Origin of the sequence: Streptomyces sp. NPDC091271 (genome assembly GCF_044757505.1) — a bacterium.
In the GTDB taxonomy this organism is placed as follows: domain Bacteria; phylum Actinomycetota; class Actinomycetes; order Streptomycetales; family Streptomycetaceae; genus Streptomyces.
Genome location: NZ_JBIVVD010000004.1, coordinates 535,416 through 550,042 on the forward strand (window position 1 = coordinate 535,416; position 14,627 = coordinate 550,042).

9 protein-coding genes are annotated in these 14,627 nt (G+C 71.0%); 5 read left to right on the forward strand and 4 right to left on the reverse strand.

The annotated features are described in order from the left end of the window. Positions 1 to 139: 139 nt before the first annotated feature. Positions 140 to 1,909 carry a beta-galactosidase family protein gene (locus ACIQM3_RS18945; RefSeq protein WP_401625427.1) on the reverse strand — a complete coding sequence of 590 codons (1,770 nt, stop codon included), beginning with the start codon at positions 1,907 to 1,909 and terminating at the stop codon, positions 140 to 142. Positions 1,910 to 2,041: 132 nt separating this feature from the next. On the opposite strand from ACIQM3_RS18945, the gene ACIQM3_RS18950 reads away from it, so the two are divergent. From ACIQM3_RS18950 to ACIQM3_RS18965, 4 genes are all read left to right on the forward strand, one after another. Further along, a complete protein-coding gene (locus tag ACIQM3_RS18950; protein WP_401625430.1) occupies positions 2,042 to 3,019 on the forward strand; it encodes a helix-turn-helix domain-containing protein in 978 nt (325 codons plus the stop codon). Then, positions 3,012 to 3,806, forward strand: coding sequence for an alpha/beta fold hydrolase (locus ACIQM3_RS18955; RefSeq protein ID WP_401625433.1), 795 nt, complete (start codon positions 3,012 to 3,014; stop codon positions 3,804 to 3,806). The genes ACIQM3_RS18950 and ACIQM3_RS18955 overlap by 8 nt, the downstream gene beginning before the upstream one ends. Positions 3,807 to 3,982: 176 nt before the next feature. Beyond that, positions 3,983 to 4,147: a sugar-binding domain-containing protein gene (locus ACIQM3_RS18960; protein ID WP_401626459.1), complete on the forward strand. Its 165-nt coding sequence runs from the start codon at positions 3,983 to 3,985 to the stop codon at positions 4,145 to 4,147. Positions 4,148 to 4,522: 375 nt separating this feature from the next. Continuing rightward, positions 4,523 to 8,470 (forward strand): glycoside hydrolase family 2 TIM barrel-domain containing protein, encoded by a 3,948-nt coding sequence (locus tag ACIQM3_RS18965; protein WP_401625436.1) that lies wholly within the window; start codon positions 4,523 to 4,525, stop codon positions 8,468 to 8,470. 129 nt (positions 8,471 to 8,599) lie between these two features. Here the strand turns inward: ACIQM3_RS18965 and ACIQM3_RS18970 are convergent, their stop codons facing one another. Next, positions 8,600 to 10,336: an RICIN domain-containing protein gene (locus tag ACIQM3_RS18970; protein WP_401625440.1), complete on the reverse strand. Its 1,737-nt coding sequence runs from the start codon at positions 10,334 to 10,336 to the stop codon at positions 8,600 to 8,602. Positions 10,337 to 10,535: 199 nt separating this feature from the next. Next, positions 10,536 to 12,560 carry a GxGYxYP domain-containing protein gene (locus tag ACIQM3_RS18975; protein ID WP_401625443.1) on the reverse strand — a complete coding sequence of 675 codons (2,025 nt, stop codon included), beginning with the start codon at positions 12,558 to 12,560 and terminating at the stop codon, positions 10,536 to 10,538. A 211-nt stretch (positions 12,561 to 12,771) separates the two neighbouring features. On the opposite strand from ACIQM3_RS18975, the gene ACIQM3_RS18980 reads away from it, so the two are divergent. Further along, positions 12,772 to 13,272 carry a metallophosphoesterase family protein gene (locus ACIQM3_RS18980; protein ID WP_401625446.1) on the forward strand — a complete coding sequence of 167 codons (501 nt, stop codon included), beginning with the start codon at positions 12,772 to 12,774 and terminating at the stop codon, positions 13,270 to 13,272. Between the two features lie 133 nt (positions 13,273 to 13,405). On the opposite strand, the gene manD is transcribed toward ACIQM3_RS18980, so the two are convergent. Further along, complete coding sequence (gene manD / locus ACIQM3_RS18985; RefSeq protein ID WP_401625449.1) at positions 13,406 to 14,620, reverse strand: D-mannonate dehydratase ManD; 1,215 nt, start codon at positions 14,618 to 14,620, stop codon at positions 13,406 to 13,408. Positions 14,621 to 14,627: the final 7 nt, after the last annotated feature.

A 14,627-nucleotide genomic window follows, 5' to 3' on the forward strand; every position in this document is an offset into this window, starting at 1 on the left:
TTGAAGGAGACCGCTGCTGCTCCCTCGGGCGGCTCCCACGGTTCCAGTGGCCACCGACAGATCGCCTACGGCTCACCGACAGCCCTGTCGGACGGCCGACGATCCCCGGACGCGCGGCGGGCCGTCGTGGCAGCGCGCCTCAGCTGAGAGTCAGCCGGCGGTCGCCCGAGCGCTCGAGTTCCAGGACCCACACCTCGTTCACACCCTCGCGCAGCAAGGGCCCGGGAACGTACAGCGACTCCTGGGGCCCCACGCTCCAGTAGCGCCCCAGGCAGAAGCCGTTCACCCAGACGAAGCCACGCTCCCACCCCGGCAGGGCGAGCCCGGCGTCACCCGGACCGCGCACGTCGAACGTTCCCCGGAAGAGGCCCGCGGCGCCCTTCTCCGGGGCGCGGAAAGGAACCTTTCCGACTGCGTCCGCGTCCTCGAACGCGTCCAGGGCGAGCCCCCTCGCCCGCACGCCGTGCAGGTACTGCCGCTCGTGCAGGACACCTCCCGTGATCCCCTTCGGCTCGGCGAGACGCGGCCCGTAGTTGACCCGCCCCAGCGACTCCACCCACAGCTCCACCTCCGCCGGCCCCGCGACCGGGCCTTCCAGCGCCGTGTAGGAGCCGGCCTCGGCCGGGCCGCCGCCCAGCACCCCCGCCCGCGCCCCGTCCACGTACACCACCGCGCGGTCCCGGAGCCCGGTCGCCCCGAGCGGATACGGCGGACGCGGCCCCGGCACCTCCACCCGATAGCGGACCACCCCCCGGTCCACCCCCAGCTCCTCGAACGTCGGTGGCACCGCCCACTCGGCCTCCGGGCCGCCGAGGGTGTCCATGACGTCACCCGGGGGCGCCCACTCCACGAGCTCGGCGCCCACCGGAGCTGCCAGCGCGGCGGGTGGAGCCGGCACGTCGGGCAGCTGGGCATCCTCCTCCTGGTGCCGCGCGAGAATGTCCCGGAAGAGCCAGTACTTCTCGGTGGGGCGGCCGTACTCGTCGACGGGGGCGCCGTAGTCGTACGACGTCACGGTCGACCGGAGCTCCCCGCCGTGCAGTTCCCCGGCACGGTTCGCCCCCGACCAGCCGCCGAAGTTCGTACCGCCGTGTGCCATGTAGATGTTGACGGACGCGCCGCACCGGAGGATCTCCTCCAGCGCCGAAGCCGCGTCGGCCGGCTCCCGTACCACCGGCTCCGCACCCCAGTGTTCGAACCATCCGCACCAGAACTCCATGCACATCAGCGGGCCGTCCGGCCGGTGTCGCCGCAGCGTCTCGAAGGCCTCCCGGGCCCCCGAGCCGAAGTTCGCCGTCGCCAGCACCCCCGGCACCGAACCGCCCGTCAGCATGTGGTCCTCCGGCCCGTCGGACGTGAACAGCGGAACCGTCACACCGAGCTCGCGCAGCAGCTCCGTCAGACGCCCCAGATACACCTGGTCGGAGCCGTAACTGCCGTACTCGTTCTCGACCTGCACCATGATCACCGGGCCGCCCCGGCCGATCTCCCGCCGCACCACCTGCGGCAGCAGCCGTCGGAACCACCGCCCCACGTGCCCGAGGTACTCCGGATCGCGGGTCCGCACCCTGGTGCCCAGCGCTCCTGTCAGCCAGTGCGGCAGACCGCCGTTCTCCCACTCCGCGCAGATGTACGGCCCCGGCCGCACGATCGCCCACAGCCCGGCCGCCTCCGCCGCGTCCAGGAACCGGCCCAGCGCCTCCACGTCGCGGTGGCGTCCCTGCTCCGGCTCGTGAAGATTCCACGGGACGTACGTCTCCACGCAGTTCAGCCCCATGGCCCGCAGCGTGGCCAGCCGGTGCTCCCACAGGCCCTCGTGCACCCGGAAGTAGTGCAGAGCGCCCGACAACAGCCGTACGGGCCGCCCGTCCAGCTCGAAATCCCGCTCGCCCACCGTGAACTCAGCCATGGTCCCCGCCTCTCGTTCCACCACCGCCCCCACCTCACCCTCTGGCGGCGGAGCGGTCCATGGACAAAGATCAGCTCTGTTTGGACACAACGGAGGGCCGAACCGATCGGACGGGGAGGAAACGGAAAGCGGATGTACCACACCTGGATGCGCTACTTCACGCCGAGCCCCACCCACCACAAGCTGGGGCTGGTCTGCCTCGGAGTAGGCCTCCAGCACGGCGTACTGCCCACCGTCGGGCCCCGCACCCTCGACCACCACGTAGCCGTCGTCATCAGCGCGGGCAGCGGCTGGTACCGCTGCCCGGACGGTGAGCGCACCCCCGTGACGGCGCCCGCGTTGATCTGGCTCGTACCGGGCATCCCGCATCACTACGGTCCCGACCCCGCCACCGGCTGGGACGAGAGCTTCGTCGACTTCACCGGCCCGGCCACCGTCCCGTACACCGAACTCGGCTACATCGAGACCGACCGCCCGGTCGTCCCCCTCGCGGACACCGCGTCCGCCCGCGCCGCAGTGAGCCGGATCGCCCGCGCCGCCCGCCTCGGCAACCCCCTCCTCGAGGTCGAGACCGGCGCCGCCGTGCACGAACTGCTCGTCGCCCTGCGACGCGCCCGCGCCGATGTCGGAGCCGACGGGGACCCCGTACTCAACGCCCTCGCCCGCGACGCGTTCCAGCCCCTGTCCGTCGCCGAACACGCCTCCCGCCACGGCATGACCCCCGCCGAGCTGCGCACCGCCGTGCGCCGGGGCGCCGGATGCAGCCCCAAGGACTACCTCCTCGGCATACGCCTCGGCCGGGCCAAGGAACTCCTCGCCACCACCGAGCTCCCCGTGGCCGCTGTCGCCCGCCGCGTCGGCTACGACGACCCCGCCTACTTCTCCCGCCTCTTCACGCGCCGCGTCGGCATGGCCCCCGTCCGCTTCCGCGGCCAGCAGGGCCGGGCGGTCCCCGGCGGCTGGAGCGACCGGATCCCGGACCCCGCACACCCCCCGACCATCACCACCGCGCACGCGCCTGCTGACAGCCCCCGTGTGGCGGGCGTCAGCGGCGCGGCGCAGACTGGCGAGGGAGGACAGCAGTCCAGAGGGGCCTGGGACAATGGGTGACTACGCGGACCTTCCTGGTGTCAGGACGTGGTACGAGACCGAGGGGACCGGCACTCCGCTGGTCCTCCTGCACGGCGGCTTCTGCACCAACGAGACCTGGGGCGGGCTCCGCGCGGACCTCGCCGACGCCTACCGCGTCATCCTGCCCGAGCGGCGCGCGCACGGGCACACCCCTGACGTCGAAGGGCCGCTCACCTACCAGGACATGGCCGACGACACGGTGGCCTTCCTGGAGACGGTCGTGGGGGAGCCGGCGCATCTGGTGGGCTGGAGCGACGGGGGAGTCGTCGCGCTGCTCGTCGCGGCCGCCCGCCCGGACCTGGTGCGCAAGGCCGTGGTGATCGGGGCCAATTTCCGGCCCGGCCCCGAGTGCTTCGTCGAGCCGGCGATGCTCGACGCGATGACGCCGGACGGGGACGACCTGGCGTTCTTCCGCGAGATGTACGAGGCCGTCGCGCCCGACGGAGCGGGCCACTGGCCGGTGGTGGCGGCGAAGATCACCGACATGTGGCGCACCCAGCCGACGCTCACCCCCGGGGATCTGGCCCGTATCGAGGCGCCCGTCCTCACCATGGTGGGAGACGACGACCTGATGACGCTGGAGCACACGGCAGCCCTGTACCGCGCGATCCCGGGGGCACAGCTGGTTGTCGTCCCCGGCGCCTCCCACCTGGTGCCGCTGGAGAAGCCGGCCCTGGTCGGCAGGCTGATCCTCGACCATCTCGCGCAGGACGCGGTGGAGACGATGATGCCCGTCCTGCGCGCACCGACGCCGCCATCGCGCTGAAGAGCCGCTGTGCGCGACCGCTGACACCCGTCACCACCGTCGCGGCAGGGGACGCCCGGCCGCGTCGGGCATCCGCGTCGCTGGGGTCCAACCACTGTGACCCCCGCGGTGCTTGACACTCCGAGGCGTCCGTTCACGCTCGAACCCTCACCTCTGCTGCACGTTCAGGCAACGCCATCACGTCCGAGGACCAGAAGACGCTCAAGGAGCTGGGCGCTGTCGGAGACGTCTGCGCGCGCTACTTCGACATCGCGGGGAACCCCGTCGACCGAAGCCGGATGAACGCGGGCGGGATCGCCCGGTGGCCCGTCGGCGGCCCCGCCGCAGCCCTACGAGGCTGAGAGCGCCCGCAGTCCATGCCCCACCCGGTCCAGGCAGGTCGTCGCGTCGACCGGTCTTGGCCGATCGGGACACCCCTCACCAGCAGCACCGTTGACACCTTCACCACCCGTCACTACCGTCGCGGCAGGTTTTCGGACGCGAGACGAGATTTCGAACGTGACGAAGAGGCAACTTCCCGCGCAAGGAGCCGCATCGACATGACGACCAGCAGCGCCACGCACGACGGCGAACTCCGCCGGGCAGGCGAAGGCGGCCACCGGAGCAGGTCCGGACCCTGAGGTCCCGTTCGGTACTCCGACGACATCGAACGGAACTCGACACGCCTACGTGCTGTGCGCCGCACCGCAGTACGGCCATTCCTAGGGGTCCACCGCATGCAGCAATCGTCTTCCCCCCACCAGCCGGCCGGCCTGCCCCGGAGCGTCAGCCGACGCCGGCTTCTGGAGGGCGGAGCCGCCGGCTTCGGCGCGCTCGCCCTCTCCGCCCTCCCCACGGTCCTGCCCGCCGGCCCGGCCGCCCGTGCCGCCTCCGCCCCCGCCGCCGTGAACCCGCCGGCCAACGGCTACCCGGAGTGGAACAACAACATCGCGGTCTTCGACGTCGGTTCGGAGCCACCCCACACCACGCTCATGCCGTACGCGGACGTCTCCCAGGCCCTGGCCTGCGACCGGACACGCTCCCCCTGGCGGATCGACCTCGACGGTACGTGGAAGTTCGCCTACGCCGACCGGCCCGACGACCGTGACCCCGACTTCCACCGGACCGACCTCGACGACCACTCCTGGGACACCATCCCCGTACCGTCCTGCTGGCAGCTGCACGGCTACGACTTCCCGATCTACTCCAACATCACGTACCCCTGGTCGGGCCCCAACGGCCTGGGCGAGGAAGCCCAGCCGCCCTTCGCACCCACCCGCTACAACCCCGTCGGCCAGTACCGCCGCACCTTCACCGTCCCCCGGGAGTGGGAGGGGCGGCAGGTCTTCCTGCAGTTCGAGGGGGTGAAGTCCGCACACTACGTATGGATCAACGGCAAGCCGGTGGGGTACCGCGAGGACTCCTACACCTCCGCCGAGTACGACATCACCCCGCACCTGGAGCGGGGCCGTAACCAGATCGCGGTGGAGGTCTACCGCTACTCCGACGGCGACTGGATGGAGGACCAGGACATGATCCGGCTGAGCGGGATCTTCCGCTCGGTCCACCTCTTCTCCACCCCCGCCGTCCACCTGCGGGACTTCAAGCTCGACACCCCCCTCAGCGACGGCTACAGGGCCGCCGGACTGTCCGTCACCGCCTCCGTGCGCGCCTACGGCGACGCCCCCGGGAAGGGCGAGTACACCGTCGAGACCCAGCTCTACGACGCCGACGGGCACCCTGTCTGGTCCCGCCCGCTGAGGCAGCCCGCCGACCTCGGCTCCGCCCCGGCCGGACAGGACGTGACCGTACGGTCGACCAAGGCCGTGCCGAAGCCGGCACTGTGGTCCGCCGAGCACCCGAACCTCTACACCGCCGTGCTGCGGCTGCGCGACCCGGCAGGCAGAGTGACCGAGACGCTGTCGCACCGGGTGGGTTTCCGGGAGTTCGCGATCTCGGACGGGCTGATGCGCATCAACGGCAAGCCCGTCTCCCTGCGCGGTACGAACCGGCACGAGATGCACCCCGACCGGGGCATGGCACTGACCCGCGCGGACATGGTCACGGACATCGAGATCATCAAACGGCTGAACATGAACAGCGTCCGCACCTCCCACTACCCGAACAACCCACTGTGGCTGGAGCTGGCCGACGAGTACGGGCTGTACCTCGTGGGCGAGACCAACCTGGAGACCCACGGCATCCGCGACACCTACCCGGGGGACCACGCCGACTGGACCGAAGCGTGTGTGGCCCGCGCCAGGAACATGGTCCACCGCGACAAGAACCACGCCTGCGCCGTCATCTGGTCGCTCGGCAACGAGGCCGGCACCGGTTCCGCCTTCGTCGCCATGCACGACTGGATCCGTTCGTACGACCCCACCCGCGTCATCCAGTACGAGGGCGACGACCGGCCCGGGATCAGCGACATCCGCTCGGAGATGTACACCAGGCCCGCCCAGGTCGAGCAGCGCGCCCGGGACACCACCGACACCCGGCCCTTCGTCCTGATCGAGTACTCCCACGGGATGGGCAACTCGAACGGCAACTTCAAGAAGTACTGGGACATCATCCGCCGCTTCGACGTCCTGCAGGGCGGCTGGATCTGGGACTTCGCCGACCAGGCGCTCACCTGGCCCACGCCGGCACGCAAGCTGTTCACGGAAGCCGGACCCGGCGCCGTGAGCGGGGAGATCCTCGCCGCCGGCGGCACCTTCGACCGGGACAAGGGCGTGTACGGGGGCACGGTCTTCGCCCGTGACGCAGGCCTCGACATCACCGGCTCCCTGACCCTGGAGGCCTGGGTCACACCGAAGGTGACCGGCTCTCACCAGCCCATCCTCGCCAAGGGCGACACCCAGTACGCGCTGAAGCAGACGGACGGCAACCTGGAGTTCTTCATCCACTCCGGCGGCCGGTGGACCACCGCGAGCTGGACGCTGCCGAAGGACTGGACCGGCACCGAGCACCACATCGCGGGTGTATTCGACGCCTCGAAGGCCACCCTGACCCTCTACGTCGACGGTGAGGCCAGGGCCACCGAGGCCGCGTCCCAGCCGCCCGGCAGCAACAACGCACCTCTGGCGCTCGCCACCGACGGGGAGAACCCGACCCGTGAGTTCAGCGGCACGATCAGGCGGGCGCGCGTCTACGCCCGTGCCCTGAGCGCGGCCGAGATCGCCTCAGGCTCCCGGCGCCCCGGCGACGACGGCGTGCGCTTCTGGTTCGACGCCGCCACCGTCGCCTTCAAGGAGCGCAGGCCCACCGAACGGACGTTCCTCGCCTACGGCGGTGACTGGGGCGACAACCCCAACGACGGCAACTTCTCCGGCGACGGCATCGTCACCGCCGACCGCGGGCACACCGGCAAGGCCACGGAGATCAAACGGATCCACCAGGCGATCGACGTGACGGCGGACGACGCGCCCGCCGGGCGGTTCACCGTGAGCAACGAGTACCTCTTCACCAACCTGCGGGAATTCAACGGCGGCTGGGCCCTGGTGGCCGACGGCGAGGTCGTGCAGCGCGGAAAGCTCACCCGCGCCCAGCTGGACATCGCCCCCCTGGCCCGCAAGGCCGTCACCATCCCCTTCACGCTGCCCGACGACCCGGCGCCGGGCACGGAGTACTTCCTCCAGCTGTCGTTCACCACCAGGGAGTCCACGAAGTGGGCGAAGGCCGGCTTCGAGGTGGCCAGGCAGCAGCTCGCCGTCGACGCGGGCAGCCCGGCCGTGACACCCCGGCCGCTGGACTCCGTACGGCCGTTGCGCCACCAGGACGGCGACGGCTCCGTGACGGTGACCGGGGAGCACTTCTCCGTCACCGTCGACAAGGGAAGCGGTGTCATCACCTCCTACGAGGCGGGCGGCGACCGGCTGATCGCCTCGGGGCCCGCCCCGAACTTCTGGCGGGCCCCGACCGACAACGACATCGGCAACGGACAGCCCGCCCGGAACGGCACCTGGCGCTACGCGGGCAGCGGCCGGAAGGTGACGGGGGTCCAGGTGAGCGCGGTGCGTGACCGGGCCGTCGAGATCACCGTCAGCGGCACCCTGCCCACCTCGACGGAGTCCACGTACACCACGACGTACACGGTCTTCGGCAACGGCGAGATCAAGGTCGACAACACCCTGCACCCGGGCGCGGCCGGCCTCCCGTACATCCCGGAAGTGGGCACCCTGCTCCTCCTGCCCGGCAGGCTGGAGCATGTGCGCTACTACGGCCGCGGGCCGGACGAGAACTACTGGGACCGCGACAACGGAACCGACGTGGGCCTCCACACCTCCACCGTCCCCGGGAAGCGGACCCCCTACCTCCGACCGCAGGAGAACGGCAACAGGACGGACGTGCGGTGGGTGGCGCTGACGGACGGCAGCGGCAAGGGGCTGCTGGCGTCCGGCGAGCCGCTGATCGAGTTCAACGCATCGCACTTCACCCCGGAGGACCTGTCGGCAGGTATCCGTCACGACTACCAGCTGACACCCCGTGACGAAGTCGTCCTGCGGCTGAACCACCGGCAGATGGGGGTGGGCGGTGACGACAGCTGGGGCGCGCACACCCACGACGAGTACAAGCTGTTCGCGGACCAGGACTACTCGTACACCTACCGGCTGCGCCCGCTGACCGACCCGGACGACGCCATGGCGGCTTCGCGCCGGCCGACGGCGACGGAGTCCGACGCGTAGCGCGGCGGCGATCCGGACGCTTCGTCACCGGGAACGGGACGGCTGAACCGGACTCGGCACGACGGCCCGCCAGGTCCGCCCGGCGGGCCGTCAGCCATGTACCGACGGCAGCGGCTCCGGACCGGGGCCTCAGATCCGTCGCAGCTGCCAGATCTGCGGCCCCAGTCCGTTGCAGGTCCACTGCTGGACGTTGGCGCCCGGCGTCCGGGAGCCCTCGGCCACGTCGAGACACTGGCCGCTGGACCGGGAGACGAGCCGGTAGTACCCGCGGCCTACGCTCTCCGTACGCCAGTCCTGGGCCGGCTGTGCGTTGCAGTACCACTGGCGGACGTTCGCACCGGGCGTCGCGGAACCGTTCTCCACATCCAGGCAGTGCCCGCTGTTGCGGCCGGTGAGGGTGAAGTGGCCACCGTCGCGCGCCCGGAGTGTCCAGTCCTGCGGCCCCAGTCCGTTGCAGGTCCACTGCTGCACGTTGCCGCCCGGCGCCCGGGAGTCCGCCGCCACGTCGAGGCAGTGCCCGCTGGAGACGTTCCTCAGGCGGTAGAGCGCGCCGTCCGCGACACCGGCGGGGTCACCGCTGCCGTTGAGGGCGCCCGTCGCGAAGTACGGCCGGCACACCGAACCGTCCCAGTCGGTGGCGATCTGCAGCAGCCGGCTTCCGTCGGCCGACGGAAGCAGCGGGGAGCTGTAGTTCTGGCAGTAGTTCACCGCGGGTTCGGTCACCCGCACGGGCGAGTCGATCTCGTACCAGGGGCCGCTGCCGTTCTCCGTGTTGACGAGAACCGTGCGGCCGCTTTCCGCCGAAGGGGTGCCGTCCCGGTTGAGCAGCCGCTGGCCCACCAGCAGGATGCGCCCGTTCGGCCCGCCGTCGGGTGACGGAGCCCACGCGATGGTCGGCGCGGCCCTGAAGTACTTGCCGTCGACCGTCTCCGGACGGTTGCCCAGGGCGGTCGGGTCACCCCAGTTCCAGCCGTCCGCCGACGTCCGGAAGTGCACCACGCACTGGTACTGGCCTCCGGGGTTGCAGATCTCGAAACTCATGAAGTAGGTGCCGTTCGGCAGCTTGCGCACCACGGGCATGCCCGGCCGGTCGGGGGTCCAGCTGCTGGCCACGGTGTCGTGGTGTCCCTGCCAGGTGACGCCGTCGTAGCTGCGTGACGCCACCAGCTTCTGACTGTGGGCGGGGTCCGTCTCGTCGGCGTAGTGGCAGACGAGGGCGCCGTCGGCGGCGATGGAGAACTCCGGTTCCCACAGGCCGCCTGTGCCGCTCGCCACGGCACAGGCGGAGAGGTAGGACCAGGTCCGGCCCACGTCGTCGCTGCGCCAGACGCGCAGCGCCATACGCCGGTCCTGCTCGTCCTGGCCGGCGGACGAGGCCCAGAGCAGCGTGCCCGGCGCCAGAGCACCCACCTGGCGTGGCAGCTCGAACAGGGTCGCGCAACACAGCCCCTGGCCCGCCGAGGACTCGGGGTCGGCGACCCGGCCGACCTCGCGGAAGGTCGCGCCCCCGTCGGTGCTCTCATGGATGGCGCCGATGCCGTTGTCGCCGTCGAAGGTGACGACGCTCGCGAGCACGCGCCCGTCAGCCGCACCGCTGTGGGCGAGCCGGACGGCGCGGGGATACAGACCCGTACCGTCGCGCAGGGGTGTGCCCGTGGCGGCGGGGGCGGCGGTGGTCGCGGGGGAGGAGCCGAGGGGGGTGCCGCCGGCCGCGGCCGGCACCGCGAGGGCCAGCAGGCTCAACACCGCGGCTACGCAGAGCAGGAGCCGCCGTACTCCGGCCCGCGGGCGGGACGCGGCCGCACCGGAGGGCCGGGCGTTCCCCGGCGAGGTGTGGGGGTGAGGCCGTGGTCGGCGCATACGCATCAGGGATTCCTCTTCTCGAGTGACGGGCCGCAGCAGCCCGGGAGGCGACCGTCGGCATGTACATCGATGTAAAAATGGGCCGCGAAGATACGGATGGATCGAGACTGTGGCACACCCGTGCGGAGGCGGGAAGAGGCGGGGCGCACGTGGCTGATTCCCGGTGCGGCCCCATGACGAACCGGCCGGGAACAGCCTTCCCCTACTGCCGGGAGCCTGCTTCCGTCCGGTTCACCAGGTCGAAGAACGTGTCGCCGCGGACGACTTCGAACGGTTCGCCGAGCAGGTCGCAGAGTTCGGCGATGTCACTCGGCGTCCAGCTCCAGGCGTTGACGGCGCCGGCGACGAACAGTGGCGCGGCGCGGTCCCAGCCCTCGATGTGCCGGAGCAGCGCGTCCCGGTACTCCGCGGCCTTCCCCTGCGGAAAGAAGTTGCCGAGCACAGGAATCCCGGCGGGGCGGCTCTGCAGGTCTCCGGTTTCCCAGGACTGGATGATGCCGCGCAGCGGGGTGTTCTCCCGGTAGGAGCGGACGACGCGTTCATCGAACGGGATCCATCCGTCGCCTGCCGCGTTGCGGGGGTTGTACGCATAGACCAGGTCCATGCCGGTCCGGCGCAGGAAGTGCCCGGTGAGTTCGGTGTACGAGTCCAGGGTCCCCTCGGGCCAGGAGCCCGGATAGGTGTAACCGGCGCCGGAAGGGCCCGCGATCAGCAGGTCGTTGTCGGTGGCCGTGGCCTGGTAGTACGCCAGCAGCGCGGGACCGATGTCCGCGAGCAGCGGGCTGACGGTCCAGTTGACAGGCACACGCCCCCGCGCGGGGTCGTCCCAGATGTTCCGCATGCGGCGCTGGCAGTACTGGATGTTGTCACCCTCGCCGACGGTGAGGGTGAGGTAGACGCGGTTGCGGAGCGGGGCCTTCGGTCTCGGCCGGGCCTTGTCCGAGATCTTCGCGGGGACGCCGGCGTGCACCGTGCCGTTCATGTAGAAGTCGGCGGGCACCACTTCGATGCCGTGCCGGGACGCGCGGTCCACCCCTCCCCACTCGCCCGCCACGTCGTTGGAGAACCAGCCAGCGTAGGGGGTGGTGGGTGTGACCCGGCTGAAGATCTCGTCGAGAAGCGTGCCCGTCTCGCCGGACGGTGGCAGCCAGAGGACCATCGCCCGGCTCGCGACGGCGTAGTCCCGGAAACAGGGGAACGGCTCGACCCTGGTGGGTGCGGTCGTGGTGGCGGAGACGAGGTACTGGTTCCACAGCTCGACCTCGACCAGGAGCTGTTGTGTACCGGCAGGCGGGGTGAAGTGATAGATGAAGTACCCGTCGCCGTCGCAGAACCGGTTGGCGTCCCCGCCGATGGAGGAGTTGGAGCCGTCGAAGAGGTGCGGCGCCTCGGCGGCCGTGCCGGGAACGAACGAGGCGATCACCTCGCTGCCGTCGGCCGTCACGGTGACCGAGCCGACCGAAGCGCCCCAGCCGTCGTCGCCGAACGAGTCCTGGAAGCGTAGGTAGACGCCGTCCCCGTCGGCGGTCTCCGCGCTCAGATCGAAGGTGCGGACCTGCCGGTTCGACGAGTCGCGGACGCGCTCGGTCTCCCGTGCGATCTCTCGCCATCGCACGCTGTTGGACCGTACCGTCCGGGTGGGAGGCAGTCCTGCCAGCAGGGTGTGGGTGCAGCGCGGGAACAAGTGGTCCAGTTGCCAGCGGTACGTGGCGAGCACGTCGTCCGCGTCGAAGCGGCCCCGCAGATCGACGACGGTCTTCAACCGGTGCTCACGGGCCTGCTCGGCGGTGGCCACGACGGCGTTCTCCAGGCCGGCCAGGGTGGTCGCCACGTTCACCGAGTCAGGGGCCTCGGGGTCGTGCAGGATGGCGCCGCGTGTTTCGGCGCGGTAGCGGGCGACGAGGTCCAGCGCGCGGTCGTGACGGGTGACCGAGGCGCCGGTGCCGGGCAGCCAGCGGAGGTCGACATCGCCCTCGTCGAAATTGAAGTAGAGGCGTGGGCGCCGACGGTTCACCACCCCCTGAAGGGTCGTCAGCAACAGCTGGTCGTTCCCGTCCAGCGAGCTGACGTCGGCGACGTCCAGCCGGGTGGGACGGCCGAAGGAAGGCAGCAGGGGGGCCGCCGGTCGGGCCGGGGCGGCGTCGGACCGACCGGGCAGGGAGATCCCGAGCCCGCCGGCCGCCAGGGCCGCTCCGCCCGCTTGCAGAAGAGTTCTCCGGGACACCATTCGCGATCACTGCTCCTTGGGAGAAGAGGGAATGACATCGTTGTCAAACAATCGCTGAAGGTAGCGGCAGGGGAAGGAGTTGTCCATGGTGCGCACAAGAAACCCGGCCGGGCCCGCCGACGGGAGCTGCGCCCCCACCACCGGCGCCGCGCATAGTGTGGCCCGACGAGCGGCACATCCCGGCCGCTGCCCATGGCCCCGGAGTGTGCCCGTGCGCTTGCTGCTGACATCGGATACGCACCTGCCCAAGCGAGCCCGGCGACTGCCCGCGCCCCTGCTCGCGGAGATGGAGGAGGCCGATGTCGTCCTCCACGCCGGTGACTGGGTGGACGAGGCGACCCTGGACCTCTTCGAGGCCCGCGCGCGGCACCTCGTCGGCGTTTTCGGCAACAACGACGGCCCGGAGCTGAGGTCCAGGCTCACCGAGTTCGCACGCGTGGAGTGCGAGGGGCTCCGCTTCGGCGTCGTGCACGAGACGGGGGCGTCGCAGGGGCGGGAGAAGCGGTGCGCGGACCGCTACCCCGACCTCGACGTGCTGGTGTTCGGCCATAGCCACATCCCCTGGGACACCACCGCTCCCGGGGGGCTGCGCCTGCTCAATCCGGGCTCGCCGACCGACAGACGCCGGCAGCCGTACTGCACCTACATGACCGCCGAGGTCGCGGACGCGCGGGTCGACGTGCGACTGCACCGCCTTCCGCGTCCGGCCTGACGCAGGCCCGGGGCCGCGGAAGGCGGACGCCGCCGGCGACGGGGGAGTGCTACCCGGGGCCGCGGAAGGCGGACGCCGCCGGCGACGGGGGAGTGCTACCCGCGTTCCCCGGGACAGTTCACCGCTGCGAAGGTCACCAGTCGTGGACTGTTCCGTCGTGCAGCCGGTTGACCGGGAGGTACGCCGCCTCGTACGGGTGCGAGGCCGCCAGCGCCTCGTTCAGATCCACGCCGATGCCCGGCGCCTCGCCCGGGTGCAGATGGCCGTCCACGAAGGTGTACGCGTGGGGGAACACCTCCTCGGTGAGTGCCGTGTGGCCCGAGTACTCCTGGATGCCGAAGTTGTGTACGGCGAGGTCGAGGTGGACGGCGGCGGCCATGCCGACCGGGGAGATGTCCTCCGGGCCGTGGATCGCGCTCTTGATCTGGTACTGCGCGGCGAAGTCGAAGAGCTTGCGCAGCGGAGTGACGCCTCCGAAGTGGGTGACGGCGGAACGTACGTAGTCGATCAGCTGCTCGGTGATCAGGGACTGGTAGTCGTAGACCGTGTTGAAGACCTCGCCCATGGCCAGAGGTGTGGTGGTGTGGCGGCGGACCACGCGCAGAGCCTCCTGGTTCTCGGCGGGCGTGCAGTCCTCGAGCCAGAAGAGGCGGTACGGTTCCAGGTCCTTGCCGAGGCGGGCGGCCTGGAGAGGGGTGAGCCGGTGGTGCGCGTCGTGCAGGAGGGGGAGGTCCGGGCCGAACTCGGCGCGCACGGCCTCCAGAACGTCCGGCATGTGACGCAGATAGGCGTCGGTGTCCCAGTCTTCCACCAGCGGCCGGGCCTGCTGGTGCAGCACGGGGGAGCCGCTGTCGTCCGTGCTCGACACGCCGTAGACCGCCTTCAGCCCGGGGATGCCGGACTGCACGCGTACGGCGGGGTAGCCCTCGGCGAGGCGGGCCCGGACCGAGTCGAGGAGTTCGGGGATGTCACGCCCGTTGGCATGGCCGTAGGTCCCCACGCGGTCCCGGCTCGCCCCGCCCAGGAGCTGGTAGAGCGGGAGGCCGGCGGCCTTCGCCTTGATGTCCCAGAGCGCGACGTCGACGGCGGCGATCGCGGCCATCGTCACCGGGCCGCGCCGCCAGTAGGCACCCCTGTACAGGGACTGCCAGGTGTCCTCGATGCGGTGCGGGTCCAGCCCCATGAGGAGGGGCACCACGTGGTCCTCGAGATAGCTGACCACGGCCAGTTCCCGGCCGTTGAGGGTGGCGTCGCCGAGGCCGGTGAGACCCTCGTCGGTCGTCAGCCTGAGCGTGACGAAGTTACGGCCGGGGCTGGTGACGAGGACCTTCGCGTCGACAATTTTCATGGGGGTG